Consider the following 17113-nt stretch of genomic DNA (forward strand, 5'->3'; position numbering starts at 1 on the left):
GAACCAACTCGGCGCAAAACACTCGGAAGGGCGTTCTCGTGCGGCTGTCCGGGTTGCCCGGATCGGGCATGAACACCGTGTGTGTCGTCATCGGATCGAGTGACATTGCGCCTCGCTCCCCTGTGGACCGTGTCGCGCCGGGGGATGGTGTCCGATGTGGACGCGCCAAAGCAGGTCAACAGCCTCTCTGAGCTGGTCGATCACGCCTCGCGTGCGCTCGGCCCGGTACTCGTGCACGATCCGGCGGGGCCAAACGAGTGTTTGGTCCGTTCAGGGGAACTCGTCGTGCTTCCGTCGGATGCACCCACTGTGCGCAAGCGTTTGCGAGGCGTCTACTCGCACGAGGAGATCGCCGCGGGCGCCATCCGCATGTACACGAAAGCACCCGACCGGACCCGCGTCGTGGACATCGCCAGAGAGGTCGGCGCGACCCCGAACCACGTCCACCTGGCCTGCCCGATCATGATCGGCACCTCCCGCCCGGTCGTCGGCGGACGCCTGCCGGAACTCCTCGGCGAGGGCACCGTCGCCCTGCTGGACACGCCGCTCGACGCGCCGCACGGCCTGCTCGTCGCCGGTGTCCTGCGCCACCACGGCGCGTCCGTCCGCCCGTTCCCGGTGCTCTCCGCCACGGGCTTCGGCGACGACCTCACCCTCGCCGCCGCCCTGCGGGCCACCCGTTCGCTCCCCGTCGTCCTGGTCGCGTCCGGCACCTATTCGTTCAACGACGAATGCCCGCCGGTCCTGGCCTCCTGCGGTCGCAACGTGGTGGCTGCGGCGGGCAACGGTGCCTCCACGCGCCCGTGGTGGCCCGCCGCCCTGTCCGCTGTGACCGCCGTGGGTGCTTCGGCTCCGTTTTCGAGTCACGGTCCGTGGGTGGACGTCGTCGTCGACGGGGTGGACGTGCCGGCCACGGTGGGTTCCGGTCAGGCCTTGTGCACCGGCACGTCGTTCGCGGCCGCCCTGCACGCCGCGACCCTGGTTCCGGTGCCGTAGCAGCTGAAGCCGAGGTGGGCGACGGCCCGTGCGGCTTCGGCGGGGTGGTCGACGAGGCGGTGCACCTCGGCCATGGTCTCGCTGACCTGCGCGTCCGGCACCGGCAGCACGCTCGCGATGACCGCTCGGCTGCCGGCGTCGAGGAACGCGCGGGCCAGACCCGACTCGCACGCCGACAGGACGACGATCTCCGGCGGGTCCGCGATCCTGGCGATGTCGTAGCCGTACAGCGGACCGTCGTCGAGTTCCAGGTGCGAGAACAACGGGTTCTCGGGGTGGACGTGACCGTGTGCCGCGATGTGCGCGATTCCCGCGCCCTCCAGTCCGCGCAAAGTGGACTCCACTGTGGACCGGAGGATCGTTCCGCCGTGCTTTCGGTGGAGCGCGGTCACCTCCTCGTGCCGCAACCGCGGTCCGGCGACCCAGACCCGTCGGCCACCGCGACTCGGTGGACGCCAATGCCGCAGCGACGGGATGACGTGGATCCGGCGGCCGAGCGCGGCCCACGGCATCCCGTGCAGGACGCCGTCGGGGATCACCACCAGCTCGTCGACGTCGGGCAGCAGTTCGGGCGCCGCCCGCCCGGCCTTGAGCGCCAGCCTGGCCTCCCGCACCAGCTCGGCCGGATCGGCGATGTGGCGCAGACGGGTGCGGCCGTTCAGCACGGTGACCGCGCGCATTTGTCCTTTGTGGAACACAAAGCTGACCAACGGCAGTTCGGGCGGTTCGACCGGCTGATGCCTCGCCCGTCGTGCGGTGGCGAGCGTCAGCCTGCGGACGTCCCGTTCCAGAGGCTCCACCGGCAGCCCGAACGCCCGCGCCCGCCGCAGCCGCGCGAGCGCCTCCGCGAGCCCCGGTTCGTTGGAAGGCAACGGAACCGAGCAGCGATGCCGTTCCGACCAGTGCAGCACCTCGCGTGCCGTGCGGGCGAGCCCGAGCGCGTGCCCGGTGAGCTCCCGGCGCGGCCAGTCGCCGTGGTGCTCGTCGAGCACCCGCAGCCCGGCCCGGCAGGCGGCGAGCGCACCCCGCCGGTCCGACCGCCGCGCCTGCGCGAGCCACCCGAGCGCCCGCGTCTGCGCAGGTCCGCGAAACCGATGTGCCGCAACGGCATCGAGCTTCCCGGCGGCCAGCATGAACTCGACGTCGGTGCCGCCGTGCTTCAGCGCGGGTGCCGGATCTCCGTCGCGGAGGGCACAACGCGCGCTCAGCACGGCCAGCTCCGGCACGTGCCGCCCGCACCGGCGCAACAGTTCCAGCGCGGGCGTCAGCACTCGCCGCGCCTCTGCGGTCAGCCCGGCCGCGAGCAGCGCCTCGGCCCTGTCGACGAGCGCCTCCGGCCGGCTCGTCGAGTCGAGACCCGCCTTCGCCGCGTCCTCGTACCGCCGCAGGGCGAGCGGCAGATCACCGGCGAGCATCGCGACGAATCCCCTGTTGTGCAGGCACATCGCGGCCCGCCCCGGTTCACCGATGGCCTGCAGCAACGTCTGCGCGGCGGCGAAGTCCGACTCGGCCGCCGCCAGCTTCGTGGCGTTGCACCGGGCGATCCCGCGCCCGACCAGCGCGTTGGCGAGCCAGCGGTCGTCGCCGTACCGCCGCAGGTCCCTGATGACCGCCGTCAGCTCGGCGATCGCCAACCGGGGTTCGCTGCAGAGGTGCAGCCCGCGCAGGCACCGCGCTCGCGCCAACTCCCGGCCCCGCAGCAGCGGCGTGGCGAGGTCGAGGTGCCGAAGGCTCTGCTTGCGGCGTCCCCGGTCCAGCTCGACCCACGCCAGTGTGAGGTGGAACCGCGCCTCACCGGTGAGCCGCAGCCCGCGCTGGGCGAACCGCGCGGCGACGTCGAGGTCGCCCAGTTCCGCGTGGGCGACGCTCAGGTCGTGCAGGGCATCGGCACGCTGGGCCTTCGTGCCGCGGACCTCGGTGGCCGCGATCGTGGCCCGCGGATCGGCGCTGGCGCTCATGCGACGAACCACCCCGTCGTCAGCCCCAGCTCGGGCACGGTCACGCACAGCGGACCGGGCGTGACGTCGGCGCGGAACCAGCCCTCGGCGTCCGGGCGGAGTGCCCGAACCGACGCGGGCGACCGGACCTCGACGGACACCCCCTTGTCGTCGAGCACACCGGTCAGGCGCGTGCCGTCGAGCTGCAGGTACAGCCGACCGGCCCCGGTGTGGAACACCAGCTGCCGGGACGGTCCGCGCACGGGTTCGTCGACAGCCTCCATCGGTTCGAGACCGGTCGGCCGCGGCGCCAGAACGGGCGGCGGCACGTCGAAGCGGAACAGTCCGGCGATCTCGTCGAGCAACGGGTCCCTCATCGCAGGCCCTCCAGCTTCCGGCGCAGCGCGGACAGACATCGCGTGCGGGTCCGGCCCACGCTCGACACGTTCATCCCCAGGGCGTCGGCAACCTGTGCACAACTCAGCTCCGGGCTGTGGGCAGCGATGCACAGCAGCCGCTGGCACCGCTCGTTCAAGGTCATGAGCGCGGTCCACAGGCGCCGCTGCCGGTCGTTCGTCACCACGACCTCGTCGGGCTGGGGAAGCACCGACACCGGCTCCCACCGGTCGAGCGAAACCTCGCGGCCGCGGGTGCGCAGAACGGCGATGGACTGGCGTGTGGCGGTACGGACCAGCCACGCACCGAGCCGCTCGGGCCGACGGATCCGCGTCAGGTGTTCGGCCAGGCAGAGCCAGGTGCACTGATAGACATCAGCCGCGTCGGCGTGGCTCAGGCGGAACGATCTGGGCACCGACCAGACCAGTCGCGAGTAGCGCTCGACCAGGGCGTCCCAACCGGTCAGTCCGGCACGGGCGGCGAGTACGACCTCAGTGTTCGAGTCCATGCCATTTGGAGTCGAACCCGCGCGTCGAGGCTCCACGCCTCACCCGAAAGTGGGTTGTCCACAGGTGTGGAGAAACTCATCCACACCTGTGGACAACTACAGCTTGTGGAGTCGCTCCACGGCCTCGTCGATCACCGCGTCCTGCTTGCAGAACGCGAAGCGGATCAGGTGCTGCCAGTCCGCGGGGTGGTCCGTGAACACCTGCACCGGCACCGCGGCGACCCCGATCTTGGCCGGCAGCTCGCGGCACAACGCCAGACCGTCCGTGTACCCGAGCGGACGGACATCGGCACAGATGAAGTACGTGCCCTCCGACGACCGCACCTCGAACCCGGCCGCACGCAGCCCCTCGGCCAGACGCGCGCGCTTCGACGCCAACGAGTCGCGCAACGAGGTGACCCAGTCCAGCTCGGTGGTCAGGGCGTGCGCGACGGCGGGCTGGAACGGCGCCCCGCCCACGAAGGTCATGAACTGCTTGGCCGCGCGGACGGCCGACACCAGCTCGGCGGGCCCGCACGCCCAGCCGATCTTCCAGCCGGTGCAGTTGAACGTCTTGCCCGCACCCGAGATCGACAACGTGCGCGAGGCCATCCCCGGCAGCGAGGCCAGCGGAATGTGCGTGAGTCCGTCGAAGACCAGGTGCTCGTACACCTCGTCGGTGATCGCCAACAGGTCGTGCTCGACGCACAGCGCCGCGATGGCTTGGAGCTCCTCCAAGCGGAACACGGTCCCGGTCGGGTTGTGCGGCGAGTTGACCAGCACCGCACGCGTCCGCGGCGTCACCGCGGCCCGCAGCGCCTCCACGTCGAGCGCCAGCCGCCCGGACTCGTCCTCGCGCAGACCGACCGTCACCCGCGTCGCCCCGGCCATCGCCACGGAAGCGGCGTAGGAGTCGTAGTAGGGCTCGATCAGGATCACTTCGTCACCCGGCTCGACCAACGCCAGCAACGAGGCCGCGATCGCCTCGGTGGCGCCGACGGTCACGAGGATCTCGGAGTCCGGGTCGTACGAGAGCCCGTACCGCGAGCGGTGCGCGGCGACGGCGGCGCGCAGCACCGGCATGCCGGGACCCGGCGGGTACTGGTTCACGCCGGCGGAGATCGCCGAACGGGCCGCTTCCAACATCGACTCGGGGCCGTCGGTGTCGGGGAAGCCCTGACCGAGGTTGACGGCGTCGTGCTGCACGGCCAACGCCGTCATCTCCGCGAAGATGGTCGACGTGAACGGCTGCAACCGGGGGACTAGCGCTGGTACCCGCACAAGGCAGGATCTTCACGGACAATGGACGTGTGGAGCAACTGACCGCCGCTGACCAGCAGAAGCGCACCGACCTGCGCCGCATGAAGCTCGTCGCGTCAAGCTTCCTGATAGGTGCGACGGTCATCTTCTTCGGCACGCACGCGTTCGAGGGTGCGTGGGTCGGCTACGTGCGGGCCGCGGCCGAGGCCGGCATGGTCGGCGCGCTCGCGGACTGGTTCGCCGTCACGGCTCTGTTCCGGCGCCCGCTCGGCCTGCCCATCCCGCACACCGCGATCATCCCCACCCGCAAGAACATGTTCGGCAAGACGCTCGGCGACTTCGTGGGCGTCAACTTCCTGAGCCCGGAGGTGGTGCAGGACAAGCTGCGGCGGGCGGGCATAGCGGAGCGCGCGGGTGCGTGGGTGAAGCAGCCGGAGAACGCCGAACGCATCACCACCGAGCTCGCGAACGTCATCAAGGGCGCGATCACCGTGCTCAGGGACGAGGAGGTCCAGGCCGTCCTCGAACACGCGATCGTCAAGCGGGTGACGGAGAAGCCGTGGGGTCCGCCGCTGGGCAAGCTGCTCAACCAGGTGCTGACCGACGGCGCGCACCACAAGCTCGTCGACCTCATGTGCGACCGGGCCTACGAGTGGGTGCGGGACAACCACGACAAGGTCAGCCTGATCGTCACCGACCGCGCGCCCACCTGGTCGCCCAAGTTCGTCGACGCGCTGCTCGGCGACAAGGTCTACACCGAGCTGGTCAACTTCGCGTGGGCGGTCAAGACCGACGTCAACCACCCGATGCGGCTCGCCGTGGACCAGTTCCTGCTGGAGTTCTCCGCGGACATGCAGGACGACCCGGCCACCATGCAGCGGGCCGAGCAGGTCAAGCAGCAGGTGATCGGTCACCCGGACGTGCAGAAGCTCATCAGCAGCGCGTGGGGCACGGCGAAGAAGATGCTCATCGACGCTGCCGAGGACCCGTCCAGCGAGCTGCGCAAGCGCGTCACCCAGGGGTTGATCACGCTCGGCACGAACCTCACCGAGGACCCCGACCTGCGCGCCAAGGTCGACGGCTGGCTGGAGCAGGCCGCCGGCTACGTCGTGAGCAACTACCGCGCGGAGATCACCACGTTGATCACGGACACGGTCGAGCGCTGGGACGCGGAGGAGACCTCGCGCAAGATCGAGCTGCAGGTCGGCAGGGACCTGCAGTTCATCCGGATCAACGGCACCGTGGTCGGCGCGCTCGCCGGCCTCGTGATCTACACGGTGGCCAACGCGTTGTTCTGAGCCCGGGATCGTTTTCGGAACGTGCGCGCCTTCTCGCGGTTGCCGCACACCTGCATCGAGCACCAGGTGCGCGAGCGGTTGCGCGAGCGGTCGAAGAACGCACGCAGGCAGTCGTCAGCAGGACAGATCTTGAAGCGCTCCCAGGACCCCAGCACCGCGAGGCGGGCGGACGCCGCGAGGACGGCACCCAAAGCATCCGAGCTGGACAACACCGGCACGCCGTCGGTCAGTTCGACGTGAACGACCCCCGCCGCGGTCTGGGGGCCTGACGACCCCTCGATCGACGACCGCAGTGCCGCTCGCGCGGCGCGCGCCTGTGCGATTTCCCCGCTCCGCCCGAGGCCGCGCTCGGTCACCCACGCGCGCCAGGAGGCTTCACTGTCCAGTACGTGTCGAGTGTTCAGGAAGTCGAGCAGCAGCTCGACGTCGTGATCCCAGCCGACAGTCAGACCAGTCACCCCACCACTGTAGGCGCCACGGCGGTTGCCCGTCAGGGCATCCAATGAATACACCGGGTGTATACATGGTGTGTATAGTGCCTCTCATGTCGATCGGACACGCACTGTTGGGCCTGCTTGAAGGCGGTCCAAGACACGGCTACGACCTCAAGCGCGCCTACGACGAGCGCTTCGGGCAGGAACGGCCGTTGCACTACGGGCAGGTGTACTCGACCTTGGCCAGGCTGCTGAAGAACGGGCTGGTCACCGAGGCGGGCATCGAGGCCGGTGACGGTCCCGAGCGCAAGCGGTACGCGATCACGGACGCCGGGGTCACCGATGTGGAGCGCTGGCTGGGCACTCCGGAGAAGCCGGAGCCGTACCTGCAGAACACCCTCTACGCGAAGGTGGTGCTCGCCCTGCTGTCGGGTCGCAGCGCCATGGACGTGCTCGACACCCAACGCGCGGCGCACCTCACCACGATGCGCGAGCTGACCAGGCGCAAGACCGACGGTGATCTCGCCGACCAGCTCATCTGCGACTTCGCCCTGTTCCACCTCGAAGCCGACCTGCGGTGGCTCGAACTGACCGCCGCGCGGGTCGACCAGCTGGCCGCGGAGGTCACGCGATGAGCCTGCTCACGGCAGAAGGTCTCTACAAGTCGTTCGGCAAGACCCACGCGCTCGACGGCGCCGGCATCACGATCCGCGAGGGCGAGGTCGTCGCGGTCATGGGGCCGTCCGGTTCCGGCAAGTCGACCCTGCTGCACTGCCTCGCCGGAATCCTGCCGCCCGACAAGGGCACCGTGCACTACCGAGATCAGGATCTGACGGCCATGAACGACAGCGCCCGCAGCGAGCTGCGGCGCACCGAGTTCGGGTTCGTCTTCCAGTTCGGCCAGCTCGTGCCTGAGCTGACCTGCCTGGAGAACGTCGCGCTGCCGCTGCGGTTGAGCGGGATGAAGCGCAAGGACGCCGAACGTGCCGCGCACGACTGGCTGGCCCGGTTGGAGGTCGACGGCGTCGCCGACCAGCGGCCCGGCGAGACCTCCGGCGGCCAGGGGCAGCGCGTCGCCGTCGCCCGTGCCCTGGTCACCGGCCCGAAGGTGATCTTCGCCGACGAACCGACCGGCGCGCTCGACTCGCTCAACGGTGAACGCGTCATGCACCTGCTCACGACCGCCGCTCGGGAAACGGGCGCCGCGGTCGTGCTCGTCACGCACGAACCCCGTGTCGCCGCCTACTCCGACCGCGAGGTCGTGGTGCGCGACGGCCGTTCGCGTGACGTGGAGTTCGCGCGGTGACGCGCGTGCTCAGCGACCTCGCCCTGGGCGTCCGGCTGGCTGTCGGGGGCAGCCGGAAGTCCTGGGTGAGGCTCGCGCTCCAGGGTCTCGGCATCGGCATGTCGGTCGCCGTGCTGATCCTCGCCGCGTCCATCCCGGCCGCGATCGGGGCGCGGAGCCTGCGTGAGGACGCCCAGCGGCCGAGTTCGCGGGTCCAGCCGGGAGCTCCGGTGATGCTGGTCGAGAACGGCTCGATGCCGTTCCGCAGCGAGTTCATCACCGGCCAGTACGTCCGGGTGCTCGATCCCGGCGCACCCGCTCCGCCCGGTGTGGACCGGTTGCCCGGCGACGGCGAGGTGGTGCTGTCACCGGAGCTCGCCGAGCTGCTGGCGAGTCCGGAAGGGGAGCTGCTGCGACCCAGGTTCCCGCAGCGGGTGATCGGCACGATCGGTCAGTCCGGCCTGGTCAGTCCCCGTGACCTGCACTTCTACGCGGGTGACGGCAAGATCGAGCCGACCGAGGGCAACCGGGTGGCCAGGTGGGGTGCGGGCTACAGCACTGGCGGCCTCGCACCGATCCTGTGGCTGCTCACCCTGGTCGGCGGGATCGTGCTGCTGTTCCCGGTGCTGGTGTTCGTCGGCGTCTCCGCGCGCCTGGCGGCGGCTCAGCGCGACCGCAGGCTGGCCGCGTTGCGGCTGGTGGGCGCGAGTGCGAGCCGGGTGCGGATGATCGCGGCGGGTGAGGCGCTGATCGGCGCGGTGGTCGGGCTCGCGGCCGGGTTCGGCCTGTTCTTCGCGATCCGGCCGTTCGTCAGCGGGATCAGCCTCGCGCAGCTCTCGGTGTTCCCCAGCGACCTCACGCCGTCGCTCGGGCTGAGCCTGACCGTGGTGGTCGCGGTGCCCGTGCTGGCTGTCGCGACGTCGCTGTTCGCGATGCGCAGGACGGTCATCGAACCGTTGGGCGTCGTGCGGCAGCAGAAGCCGGTGCGGCGCAGGCTGTGGTGGCGCCTGGTGCCCGCCGCGGCCGGCGCCGCGTTGCTGGCGAGCCAGTTCGGCAAGGCCAGCGACACGGAACGGCCGAACCAGTGGCCCGTCGTGCTCGGTGTGGTGTTCCTGATGTTCGGCATCCCGGTGCTGCTGCCGTGGCTGGTGGAACGGGTCGTGTTCCGGCTCAGGGCCGGCTCGCCGGCGTTGCAGCTCGCCGTGCGCAGGCTTCAGCTCGACAGCGGCACGGCCGCGCGGGTCGTCGGCGGCGTGGCCGTGGCGCTCGCCGGCACCGTGACGCTGCAGATGATCCTCGCCGGGGTCGAGGAGGAGGTCGTGACCAAGGAGATCCGGAAGCTCGACAGGTCCGTGCTGTCCGTCTCGGTCACCGAGCCTGCCGACGCCGCCGGTCTGGCGGAGGCGCTGGCGAAGGGCAAGGGCGTGCGGGCGGTGCACGATCTCGTCACCGCGAGTGCCTCGCTGACGGAACGGAGCTACGTGCAGATCTCGGTCGGCACGTGCGCGGCCCTGAACTCCGTGGTGAGCGTCCCCGGCTGCGTGGACGGCAAGGCCTACGTCGTGCGGGGCGTCGGCGGCGGTGGCCAGACGCCGGAACCCGGTGCGGTGCTGCGGTTCGGTGCGCCGAACGCCCCGGACGCGAGGCGGGAGCAGTGGACCGTGCCCGCGGTGCTCGACCAGGTGCCTGGTTCGCGGGACGGCCTGTACCTCACCACGGCCGCGGCGGCCGGTCTCGACCTCGACCGGCTCGGCAGGCACGAGTACCAGGCCGTGCTGGACCCGGCGGTGCCGGACGCGGCCGAGCACGCCCGCAACGCCATCGCCGCCTACTCGTGGCGGGTCTGGACGCTCTACCAGGGCGAGGACCAGATGCCGCAGGTCGAGCGGGTCTTCGGCCTCATCCGCCAGGCCCTCTACGCGGGCGCGACGCTGACGTTGCTGCTGGCCGGAGCGTCCATGCTGGTCATGGCACTGGAGCAGGTCCGGGAACGCCGCCGTCCGCTCGCCGTGCTGGCGGCGAGCGGGGTGCCGCGCGGCACGCTCGCCCGGTCGCTGCTGTGGCAGAACGGCGTGCCGCTCGTGCTGTCCACCGCGGTGTCCGTGGCGACCGGCATGGCGCTGGGTGCCTTGTCGATCAAGGTGTCCGGTGCCGAGGTCGCGTTCGACTGGCAGGGCATCGGACTCGTCACCGCCGCCTCGATGACGCTGGTGCTCGCGGTCACTGCTCTGACGTTGCCTTCGCTGAGAAGGGCGACCGGAGCACTCGGGTTGCGGACCGAGTAGTCACCTCGTGCTCTGCCAGGCGGTCCTGCACCAGCCCGTGCCGGAACTGGTAGCAGGCTCCCGCCCGGCAGAGCACGCCCAGCTTGCGCGAGTCCTCCAGGAAGACCATCAGCTCCCACGGCAGCTTTCCGCGCAACGCGAGCCAGATCCGCGCGACGGTGAACCACCACCAGCGCAGGTGCAGCACGGCCAGCGCGAACCCGAGCATCAGCCCGGAGGCGAGGCCGAGCCCGACCATGCCGGACTGGCCGGGACCGAACACCAGTGCCGCCGCCGAGCCGAACACCACGGCCAGCGTGAGGGATCCGGTCCACACCGCGATCCGGTCACGCGCCATCGTCCACTGAGGACTGGAGGCTTGCGAGAGCTCCGCGGAGCTCGACAACGCGAACCGCAGCGCGACCGCCACGGCGAGGCCCAGCCCGACCACGAGCCCGGCGGAAAGTCCGTACAGGGCGCCGAAGACCAGTCCGGCGGCGAGCCCGAGCACACCGGGCACGAGCAGCAGACTGCGCCAGATCCCCAGCCGCGGTTTGGCTTTGCGCTCCTGCGACGCGGTGAGCGCGGCCGCGCCGACGCCGATGCCCGCGACCAGTCCGGTGATCGGGGCGAGCGACGGCGTGATCGAGTACGCCATCAGCCACGCGACGCCGAACCCGCCGATCGCGCCCAGCACCAGCGCGCCGAGCACCGCGAGCCACGTGTTGCCGACCGACCGGCGAAGCTCCCACCAGGCCAGCTCGCGGATGTCCCGGTCGCGCATCTCGTGGGCCAGGAACTCGAGCCACCGGCGTGCTTTCTCCCGCGGCCAGACCTGCGAGGCCCCGGCGTGGTGCGCGAACGCCCGGTTGCCGAACGCCCGTGAGACCAGCTGGTCGCAGAGGTGGTCGGAGATCGCCCGCGCGTCCGGGAAGCGGCCGCGGTCGAGCAGTTCGGTCGGCTCGGCCTCGCTGTCGGCGTAGACCATGCTGGCCAGCCACATCGTCAGCGGCGTGGACAGCGCATCCGCGAGCCTGCCGTCCGGTTCCTCGCGCAGCTGGATGAACACCGGCTCCCACCTGGCCGCGCCCACGCTGTCCGCGCTCGCCCGCAGGTAGGCGGCGACCTCCTCCAGGTCCAGAGGGGCCATCTCGACGACGTCCGCGCCGGGCAACGGGCCCGCGAGGTGCACCGCCTGCTCGTACTCGGCCGTGCGGCACGTCAGCACCAACGGGCGGCTCGCCGGGAACGCCTTGGCGATCCGTGCGAGGGCATCGGCGCGTTGGTGGCCGGGGATGTCGTCCAAGCCGTCCAGGACGGGTAGCACCTTGTGGTGCTCAACGAGCAGATCACCCGCGTAGCTGCCGTATAGCTCGGTGTTGCGCAACGCCGGGTGGTCCTCGTACAGCCTGCGCGTGAGCCACGTGCGGATGTCCTCGACCGCCGGGTTCCACGTCGACAGCGGCAGCAGCACCGGGACCATGCCACCGTCGTAGCGGTCCAGCAGTCCGCACGTCAGCAGCAGCGCGACCGTCGTCTTGCCGGTGCCGGCCTCGCCGAGCAGGACCATCCTGCGGTTGATCTGCCGTTCGAACGCACCCACGACCGCGTCGCTGCGTCCGGGCGGCGCGTCCGGCTCGTCGCTCACGTCCAGCTCAGGCGCGGTCCAGTGCAGGTCGAGCACGTCCGGATCGGTGAGGCCGCGCGAACGCACCTCCTCGTTCCACTGCGCCTGCAGGCCGATCGCGAGCGCCCGGCACGCGGCGTCGAGGTGCTCGTCGGTGCTCAGCTCGGCGTTGTGCCTGCGGCGGACCCACGGGTCGAGCAAAGCCAGGAAGCCCAGGAACGCCAGCGCGAGGACGATCAGCCACACGTGCGGTTCGATGCCGTGGTCGGTCACGAACAGACCGGCCGCGGCGAGCAACGCGGTCAGCACGCAACCGGCCAGCAGTGCCTGCTGGCGGAATCGGGACATGCGTCGCATCATGACGCACCGCATCCGCCCGGGGTCGATTCAGTGACCCGTGTCGTGACGTTGATTCTTGATCACAGCTGCCACCTCCGGTCGCCCAGCGTCAGGAACTGGCCGTCCGGCGCCACCGCGATCCCGAACTGATGCCTGCGGGGCCTGCCCAGCTCGTGCCACTCCGCGACGGCTCGTTCGGCGAGATCCCACAGGTGCCGAGGGCCTCCCTGGTCGACGTGCGAGCCGTGGTGGTGCACCCAGGAACCGTCCGGATGGGCGAGCCAGTCGTGGCCGGCCACGACACCGGGCAGCGCGATGCCGGCGAAGAACTCGAACGGGCTCGCCGGGTCGACCACGGTGTTCAACGGCAACGTGGTGGCGCGGCGGTCGAACGTGCCGGAGCCGGCGAGCGCCGGTGGACGGGCGTGCGCGCGCAACGGCATGAAACGCCCGTCCTCCACGAGCACGCGGCCTTCTCCGGTGCCGTCGCCGTTCGACACGATCCGCACGAGCCCGGCGCCGATGGGGCGGTGCAACGTGGTGACGACCAGGCCGCCGGGCCGCACCTGCGCCAGCCAGGCCGGTGGGATGGTCGCGACGGAGCAGGTGGCCAGCAAGCGGTCGTACGGCGCGCGCTCCGGATGGCCGAGCGCGCCGTCACCCGTGACGCACGTCGGGAAGAAGCCGTTGCGGCGCAGGCTTTCCCGCGCTCGTCGGGAGATGTTCGGGTCGACGTCGATCGTGGTCGTGTGGTCCGAACCCACGGCGTGGCACAGCAGGGCGGCGTTGTAACCGGTGCCGGTGCCCACCTCCAGCACCGTCTGTCCGTTGTGGACGTCGAGGGCCTCCAGCATGATCGCCATGATCGTGGGCATGCTCGACGAACAGGTCGGTGTGCCACCGATCACCGTGTCGTCACCGTCGAACTGGGTAACCCAGACACGGTCGGAGTAGACGAGTTTCAGCCAGTCGGGGTGCTCGTCGGTGACCAGTTCCCAGTCACCGTCGCGCAGCTGGCGGTAGAAGCGCGGCAGGAACCCGTGCCGCGGGACGGCCCGGAAAGCCTTGAGCCACTTGGAATCGTGCAGCACGCCGTGGCCGAGCAGGTGGTCCGCCAGCTCGGCGCGCAGGGCCCCGGCGTCGTCCATGTCACCCACAACGGTATCCCTGTGGCGGAGCCCACGCAGCGATTGCTAGCAGGGTGCTTGCAATAGTTAGCACTCGGGTCTAACGTTGTTGGTGGCACGAGGAACGGGAGCGGGAACAGTGGACAAGTCCATCGACAAGGCAGTCGCGGACCTCGGCCGCAACATCGGTGAGTACATCCGCGAACAACGCAACAGCGCCAAGATCTCCTTGCGGGAGTTGGCGAAGCAGGCGGGTGTCTCCAACCCGTACCTCAGCCAGATCGAGCGAGGACTGCGCAAGCCGTCCGCGGAGATCCTTCAGCAGATCGCCAAGGGCCTGCGCATCTCGGCCGAGGTGCTCTACGTCGAGGCCGGGATCCTCCAGCAGCGCGAAGGCGGTGCGTTGGCGGACGCCATCGTCGCCGCGACCGATCTGACCGAGCGGCAGAAGCAGGTGCTGCTCGACGTTTACGAATCTTTCAGGCGGGAGAACGCCGCCAAGAACAAGGAGGAGTGATCTCCATGCCGAAGCTCACCCAGGAAGACGTCCGCAAGGCTGCCGAGCAGGGCGCGCACGCCGCGCGTCAGGCCCTTCTCGCCGCCCTCGGCGCCGGTGACCTCGCCGCCAAGGCCGTGGTCGAGGCCCTGAACAAGGCCAAGGTCCGCGCCGAGGAGGCCGGCACCAAGGCTCAGGACCTGCCCACCGAGCTCAAGGACCTGCGCGAGAAGCTGCAGCCCGCCGAGCTCAAGAAGCTGGTCGACGCCTACACCGCCTCCGCGGTCAACCTGTACACCTACCTCGCCGAGCAGGGCGAGCAGACGCTGGAGCAGATCAAGGCCCAGCCGCAGGTCAAGCAGGCCGTCGAGCAGGTCGAGCACGCCGTCGAGGCCGCGCAGAAGCGCGCCGAGTCCGCTGCCGCCGACGCCCGCGAGCTCGCCGACGACGTGCTCGGCAAGGTGACCCGCCGCACCCGCTCGGTCGGCGAGAAGGTCGCCCACGAGGTCGAGGAAGGCGCCGAGAAGCTGGCCGAGGAGATCGTCGAGGTCGGTGGCGAGGCCGCGCACGAGGTCCGCAGCACCACGCGCAAGGCCGCGAACCGCACCGCGCCGCGCAAGCCGGCGACGACCACCCGCAGCACCACCGCGGCGAAGAAGACGACGACCACGACGAACACCACCAAGTGAGTCGCTGAAAGTCCAGTAGAGGGGAGCCGCCCACCAGGGCTGCTCCCCTCTTCGCGTTCGTGCACGTAGTCTGGGGCCGTGGTGTTCAGCATCCCGATCTTCAGCTTCTGGAACCTCGACGGCATCGTGTACTTCTTCGCCGACCTGGGGTTCTCGATCCTCGGGCTGTTCGCGTTCTTCCACGCGCTCGCCCAGCGGGTCGACGCCTACACCGCGGCCGAGAGAATGACGAAGCCCGCCTGGCTCGGGATCACCGGTGGCGGAGCGGCGGCGATGCTGCTGTTCTCGCCCGGCGGTTTCGGGTCGATCTTCTGGCTGGCCGGTCTCGTCGCGGTGCTCGTGTACATGGTGGACGTGCGCCCGAAGCTGATCGAGGTGCAGCGCGGCCCCCGTTGGTGATCACGCACTCCTACGGCTCCGGCTCGCCGGTGACCCTGGTCGCCCACGGGCTCGGCGCCACGCCCGGTGAGGCGCGCATCCCGGCCTCCGGACTGCCCGGCACGCGCGTCGTCGTGACGCTGCCGTCGCACGGAGACGCGCCCGACGCGCCTCCCGGCTACTGGGACTACGGCCGGATCGCCGCTGATCTCGACACCGTTTCCGCTGATCAGGCCGTTGGCGTCTCATTGGGCGCCGGGGCGTTGGTCCGGCTGCTCTCGCTTTCTCCCGCACGGTTCCGGCGGGTGGCGTTGCTGCTGCCCGCGGTGCTGGACCAGCCGCGGCCGGCGTTCACGCTGCAACAGCTCTCCGACCTGACCGTCGGGCCGCCCATCTACGTCGCCGAGCGCCGCGCTGCACTGGGCCGTCTCGCCGCTGCGGCCGAGCAGTTGCCCGGTCAGGTCGCCGTGGAAGACGCCTCGGCGTTGGCCGCCGTGTCGATCCCGGTGCTGGTCATCGGGGCCGTGGGCGATCCGCTGCACCCCGAGGACGTGGCGAAGGCCACCGCCGCGGCGTTCCCCAACGGCTCGTTGTGGCTGGTCGACTCGCCCTCACCGATGATCACCCACCGCACGGAGATCCGGCACAGGTTGGCCGAGTTCTTCGCCGGGTAACCGAAGTGCATGGCTGAGCAGAAGAAGATCGCATTCCTGGTCGACACGGAGGGCATCGAGCAGGTCGAGCTCACAGATCCGTGGACGCACGTCGAGAAGGCCGGTGGTGTGCCGCGCCTGCTCGCGCCGAAGCTGGGTGAGGTGCGCGGCTTCAACCACCTCACGCCCGCCGACGCGTTCCCGGTCGACCTCACCTACGCCGATGCGACCGCGGACGACTTCGACGGTGCCGTGATCCCCGGCGGCGTGGCCAACGCGGACTTCCTGCGCATGGACGCCGACGCCGTCCGGTTGGTGAAGGACCTGGTGGCGGCGGGGAAGCCGATCGCGTCGATCTGCCACGGGCCGTGGTTGCTGGTCGAGGCCGACGTGGTGCGCGGCAAGATGCTGACCTCGTTCCCCAGCCTGCAGACCGACATCCGCAACGCGGGCGGTGACTGGGCTGACGAGGAGGTCCGGGTCTGCGACATGAACGGGTGGACTCTGGTCACCTCGCGCAACCCGGATGACCTGCCCGCGTTCAACCGCGAGGCTCTGAAGGCATTCGGCCTGGACTGAAGGACGGCGTGGTCTGCAGCCCACTGTGCCATCCGCCTAGAAGAACAATTTCGTATTACAGACGCGTCTGCGCGTAGTGCGTCATCGCGTCGTGCATCCACTGAGCGGTGCCCTCGGCGTGGGCGTCCAACTGCGGCTTGAACTCGCCCTCCAGGTAGAGGTCGGCCAAGCCCGCGTAGGACTCACGGTTGGGCGTCCAGCTGAGGCGCACCCACGCGTAGTGGCGCTCGATGAGCTCGACCGCCTCGGGAGCGTCCACCGCCGTGTTCGCCGTGAACAGCTCCGTGGCGCGCGTGACGACGTCCTGCCACTCCCGCAGGAACCTGTCGGCATCCGCCTTCGTGGCGCCCTGCCAGCGCTTCTTGCTGTCGGCGATGTGCTCCTTGACGCCCTCGCCGAAGCGCTCGACCAGCTGCGCCTCGTACTCCTTCTGCTTGGCGGCGTCGAAGCCGTCGAACAGCTCTTCCATCTTCACCTCGTCCCCTCCTTCCAGTTCCGCGATCGTTCGCGCGACGGTGCTGGCCAGCCGGTCCAGCCTGCGGCGTTCCTCCTGCAGCCACCGGTGGTGGTTGCGCAGGATCGTCAGCTGGTCCGTGCCGTTCAACATCTCCGCCACCACGTCGAGACCCAGGCCCAGGTCGCGCAGCAGCAGGATCTGCTGCAGGCGGTGCACCTGCTCCTTCTCGTAGTAGCGGTAGCCGTTGTCCCCGATCCAGGCCGGTGACAGCAGCCCGATCGAGTCGTAGTGCCGCAGCGTCCTGGACGTCACCTTCGACATCCGGGCCACCTGGGCGATCGACCAGGCCATTTCGGTTCCCCTTTCGCGCTGACCACCACGCTAAAGGTTGACGCAACGTCAAAGTCAACG

At 70.2% G+C, this 17113-nt stretch carries 18 protein-coding genes; 10 read left to right on the plus strand and 8 right to left on the minus strand.

Annotation, left to right across the window (positions count from 1 at the left end; genetic code table 11):
* Positions 1-309 precede the first annotated feature (309 nt).
* Positions 310-996, plus strand: a complete 687-nt coding sequence (locus tag ABZV40_RS15445) for a hypothetical protein (RefSeq protein WP_355440760.1) — start codon at positions 310-312, stop codon at positions 994-996.
* Here ABZV40_RS15445 and ABZV40_RS15450 read toward each other — a convergent pair.
* From ABZV40_RS15450 to ABZV40_RS15465, 4 genes are all read right to left on the minus strand, one after another.
* Complete coding sequence (locus tag ABZV40_RS15450; RefSeq protein ID WP_355440763.1) at positions 927-2954, minus strand: CHAT domain-containing protein; 2028 nt, start codon at positions 2952-2954, stop codon at positions 927-929. The two genes, ABZV40_RS15445 and ABZV40_RS15450, sit on opposite strands and share 70 nt — an antisense overlap.
* Positions 2951-3310, minus strand: a complete 360-nt coding sequence (locus ABZV40_RS15455) for a hypothetical protein (RefSeq protein WP_355440767.1) — start codon at positions 3308-3310, stop codon at positions 2951-2953. Before ABZV40_RS15455 ends, ABZV40_RS15450 begins: the two co-directional genes overlap by 4 nt.
* The gene (locus ABZV40_RS15460; RefSeq protein ID WP_355440770.1) at positions 3307-3837 is read right to left on the minus strand and encodes a sigma-70 family RNA polymerase sigma factor; all 531 of its coding nucleotides are present in this window, start codon (positions 3835-3837) and stop codon (positions 3307-3309) included. Before ABZV40_RS15460 ends, ABZV40_RS15455 begins: the two co-directional genes overlap by 4 nt.
* 96 nt (positions 3838-3933) lie before the next feature.
* Positions 3934-5097, minus strand: a complete 1164-nt coding sequence (locus ABZV40_RS15465) for a pyridoxal phosphate-dependent aminotransferase (RefSeq protein WP_355440773.1) — start codon at positions 5095-5097, stop codon at positions 3934-3936.
* An 80-nt stretch (positions 5098-5177) separates the two neighbouring features.
* On the opposite strand from ABZV40_RS15465, the gene ABZV40_RS15470 reads away from it, so the two are divergent.
* Positions 5178-6374 (plus strand): DUF445 domain-containing protein, encoded by a 1197-nt coding sequence (locus tag ABZV40_RS15470; RefSeq protein WP_355441089.1) that lies wholly within the window; start codon positions 5178-5180, stop codon positions 6372-6374.
* Here ABZV40_RS15470 and ABZV40_RS15475 read toward each other — a convergent pair.
* Entirely contained in the window at positions 6347-6877 is a 531-nt protein-coding gene (locus ABZV40_RS15475; RefSeq protein ID WP_355440776.1) for a CGNR zinc finger domain-containing protein, read from the minus strand. The genes ABZV40_RS15470 and ABZV40_RS15475 overlap by 28 nt on opposite strands.
* A gap of 41 nt (positions 6878-6918) precedes the next feature.
* Between ABZV40_RS15475 and ABZV40_RS15480 the strand changes: the two genes are divergently transcribed.
* Genes ABZV40_RS15480 through ABZV40_RS15490 form a run of 3 tightly spaced genes read left to right on the plus strand, consistent with a single transcriptional unit; the run spans position 6919 to position 10378 of the window.
* Entirely contained in the window at positions 6919-7443 is a 525-nt protein-coding gene (locus ABZV40_RS15480) for a PadR family transcriptional regulator (protein WP_355440779.1), read from the plus strand.
* On the plus strand, positions 7440-8114 hold the full coding sequence (locus ABZV40_RS15485) for an ABC transporter ATP-binding protein (RefSeq protein ID WP_355440782.1): 675 nt from the start codon (positions 7440-7442) through the stop codon (positions 8112-8114). Before ABZV40_RS15480 ends, ABZV40_RS15485 begins: the two co-directional genes overlap by 4 nt.
* The gene (locus tag ABZV40_RS15490; RefSeq protein WP_355440785.1) at positions 8111-10378 is read left to right on the plus strand and encodes an FtsX-like permease family protein; all 2268 of its coding nucleotides are present in this window, start codon (positions 8111-8113) and stop codon (positions 10376-10378) included. The genes ABZV40_RS15485 and ABZV40_RS15490 overlap by 4 nt, the downstream gene beginning before the upstream one ends.
* Here the strand turns inward: ABZV40_RS15490 and ABZV40_RS15495 are convergent.
* On the minus strand, positions 10314-12332 hold the full coding sequence (locus tag ABZV40_RS15495; RefSeq protein ID WP_355440788.1) for an NACHT domain-containing protein: 2019 nt from the start codon (positions 12330-12332) through the stop codon (positions 10314-10316). The genes ABZV40_RS15490 and ABZV40_RS15495 overlap by 65 nt on opposite strands.
* A gap of 71 nt (positions 12333-12403) precedes the next feature.
* Positions 12404-13471, minus strand: coding sequence for a methyltransferase domain-containing protein (locus ABZV40_RS15500; RefSeq protein ID WP_355440792.1), 1068 nt, complete (start codon positions 13469-13471; stop codon positions 12404-12406).
* 118 nt (positions 13472-13589) lie between these two features.
* Between ABZV40_RS15500 and ABZV40_RS15505 the strand changes: the two genes are divergently transcribed.
* The 5 genes from ABZV40_RS15505 to ABZV40_RS15525 all read left to right on the plus strand — a co-directional run bounded on the left by ABZV40_RS15505 (position 13590) and on the right by ABZV40_RS15525 (position 16245).
* Positions 13590-13967, plus strand: a complete 378-nt coding sequence (locus ABZV40_RS15505) for a helix-turn-helix transcriptional regulator (RefSeq protein ID WP_112275143.1) — start codon at positions 13590-13592, stop codon at positions 13965-13967.
* Positions 13968-13972: 5 nt separating this feature from the next.
* Positions 13973-14635, plus strand: coding sequence for a hypothetical protein (locus ABZV40_RS15510; RefSeq protein ID WP_355440795.1), 663 nt, complete (start codon positions 13973-13975; stop codon positions 14633-14635).
* Positions 14636-14758: 123 nt separating this feature from the next.
* Positions 14759-15034, plus strand: coding sequence for a DUF2516 family protein (locus tag ABZV40_RS15515; RefSeq protein ID WP_355441091.1), 276 nt, complete (start codon positions 14759-14761; stop codon positions 15032-15034).
* The gene (locus ABZV40_RS15520; RefSeq protein ID WP_355441094.1) at positions 15031-15687 is read left to right on the plus strand and encodes an alpha/beta hydrolase; all 657 of its coding nucleotides are present in this window, start codon (positions 15031-15033) and stop codon (positions 15685-15687) included. Before ABZV40_RS15515 ends, ABZV40_RS15520 begins: the two co-directional genes overlap by 4 nt.
* Before the next feature lie 9 nt (positions 15688-15696).
* On the plus strand, positions 15697-16245 hold the full coding sequence (locus tag ABZV40_RS15525) for a type 1 glutamine amidotransferase domain-containing protein (RefSeq protein WP_355440798.1): 549 nt from the start codon (positions 15697-15699) through the stop codon (positions 16243-16245).
* Positions 16246-16300: 55 nt separating this feature from the next.
* Here ABZV40_RS15525 and ABZV40_RS15530 read toward each other — a convergent pair whose 3' ends face one another.
* On the minus strand, positions 16301-17053 hold the full coding sequence (locus tag ABZV40_RS15530; protein WP_355440801.1) for a MerR family transcriptional regulator: 753 nt from the start codon (positions 17051-17053) through the stop codon (positions 16301-16303).
* Positions 17054-17113: the final 60 nt, after the last annotated feature.

It is taken from the genome of Lentzea sp. NPDC004782 (assembly GCF_040609115.1).
GTDB lineage: Bacteria > Actinomycetota > Actinomycetes > Mycobacteriales > Pseudonocardiaceae > Lentzea.